The organism is Vibrio sp. 10N.222.46.A1 (assembly GCF_041473595.1).
Taxonomy (GTDB): Bacteria; Pseudomonadota; Gammaproteobacteria; order Enterobacterales; family Vibrionaceae; genus Vibrio; species Vibrio tasmaniensis_A.
The window spans coordinates 1-2,146 of sequence record NZ_JBFRSN010001352.1; the positions used below are offsets into that span (position 1 = coordinate 1).

At 44.8% G+C, this 2,146-nt stretch carries 2 protein-coding genes; both read right to left on the reverse strand.

What is annotated here, in order from left to right:
* On the reverse strand, positions 1-1,192 hold a 1,192-nt coding region (locus AB4496_RS26545), incomplete at its 3' end, for an efflux RND transporter permease subunit (RefSeq protein WP_372132893.1).
* Positions 1,193-1,202: 10 nt separating this feature from the next.
* A partial coding sequence (locus tag AB4496_RS26550) for an efflux RND transporter periplasmic adaptor subunit (protein WP_372132896.1) occupies positions 1,203-2,146 on the reverse strand: 944 nt, incomplete at its 5' end.

The window sequence follows — 2,146 nt, forward strand, 5'->3', positions numbered from 1 at the left end:
GAATGAAGGTACCTAGAGAAACTCGGTGTAAGTCAATCGAAGTCATGTTCATGTAGATAAGCGTCAACAAGATAGTCAGCAGGAGGCTCGAACCGACGATGGTTGCACTTTTTAATCCCATGAATACCGACAAGACGATAAATACAATCGCGACACTTTCTAATAAGTTACTTACGAAGTTGTCGATCGATTTCTGAACTTCTTCAGGTTGATTAGCAACTGTCGCAATATCAACACCTAGTGGTAAGGTTGTTTGAAAATCGTTGACGATCTGATTGATTTCATCGCCAAGTGATACCACGTTAACACCGGTGACTGGGCTCATCGCTAATGTGACTGCAGGTACGCCGTTGTAGCGGTTTTCTGTCATCATTGGCTCTTGGTAACCCATTGTGATGTCAGCGATATCGCCTAAGCGAATTAAACTGGTTCCCAATTCACTTACGCCGCCTTTGATCATCAGGTTTTTGATGTCGTCTAACGAACTGAACTCACTCGACTGTTGAACTCGGATTCGCTCAGTACCTACTGAAAACTTACCCGCATCAAACGTCATGTTTTGCGTATTCAACTGCGACCAAACTTGTGTGATAGATAGGCCGTATTGCGCCAACCTTTCATCTGGGATATCGATATGAACAACGCGTGGTTGAACACCATGCAGTTCAATCTTCTTAATACCATCGACGGTTTTAATTCTGCGTTGGAGTTCTTCTGCGTAACGTCTTAGTTCAGCTGGCGATGCATCTTTACTGTGGATAGAGAAAAGCATGCCGTAGACTTCAGAGAATTCGTCTTGTACGACACTGATCTGTGCAGTTGAAGGTAGCAATAACTTCATATCAGACACTTTACGGCGTAATAAGTCCCACTCTTGAGGAAGTGCTTTTGAATTAAGAGACTCTTTTAGGTCGACAAATACCATCGACATGCCGGGGCGCGATAAAGATCGAAGCCGATTAAGTGTCGCCATTTCTTGGAGTTTGGTTTCGACGGTGTCGGTGACTTGTTGTTCCACTTCTTCCGCAGAAGCGCCAGGGTAGAGCGTTACAACGACGGCCGTCTTTATGGTGAAGCTTGGGTCTTCAAGTTTTCCAAGCTCAAAATAAGAAAACAGGCCTGCGATGACACTCAGTGCAGTGAAAAACAGGATGAAGGTGCGTTGTTTGATTGCAAAATCAGCTAGATTCATCATGGTTCACCTACAGGCTTTTAACTTGAATATTGGAGAAGTACTGTCCTTCCACCACGTATTGCGCGCCACTCACGACCACGAAGTCGCCATCATTGAGCGTCGATTCAACACACACGGTGTTTTTGGACATAGAAATCACATCCACGGTCACGCCATGAGCTTGTTCATTTTTAACAGTGAATACTTGCTCGATACCCGTTTGGTTGACTAACGCAGAATAGGGCAAACAGAAATTACTGCTCGCTTCTCCAAGTTGAGTCGTCAATGTGACCGCTTTTCCAGGTAATACCGATTTGTCAGTGGAGTCGACATGGTAAGTAACCGCATAGGTCTGCTTGATTGGGTGAGGTGACGTCGAAATTTCAGCGGCATAACCAACTAGTTTAGTCTCTGAACCATACCAATCTATGACAGAAGTTTGATTTGGTTTGAACTCATGAATCAAATTTTCAGGTACTTGAATTTTAACTTCAAGTTTATCTGGATTGTGGATTGTGAACACCGAGATGCCCGGCATTACTTGTTCGTACTGGTCAAAATTTGATGCCGCAACCACACCATCGAAAGGGGCGAGCAATTGGGTATAACGAATCGAATCTTTCGCACGGCGTATATTCTGTTCTACGACTTTAACCGCCGCTTCACTTCGCTCGTACCCGCTGATTGCACGGTCTAGGTTAACATCGGCAATCGCATTATCAGCGATGGCTTGTTTTACTCGTACAAGTTCGGATGTCGCCAATTTGTGTGCAGATTTAGCTTCAAGGGCTCGTGCTTGTAACTCTTCTAACGCGACTTGATAGTCATGAGGGTCTAGTTGCGCAAGGGGTTGGCCTTTCTTTACTGAATCACCAACAGAGACCATCATATTTTGAATAGTGCCAGGCACACGAAACGCAACGCCAGCCGTTTCCGATGATTGTATCTTGCCAGTAAAAGACTTTTCAGCCG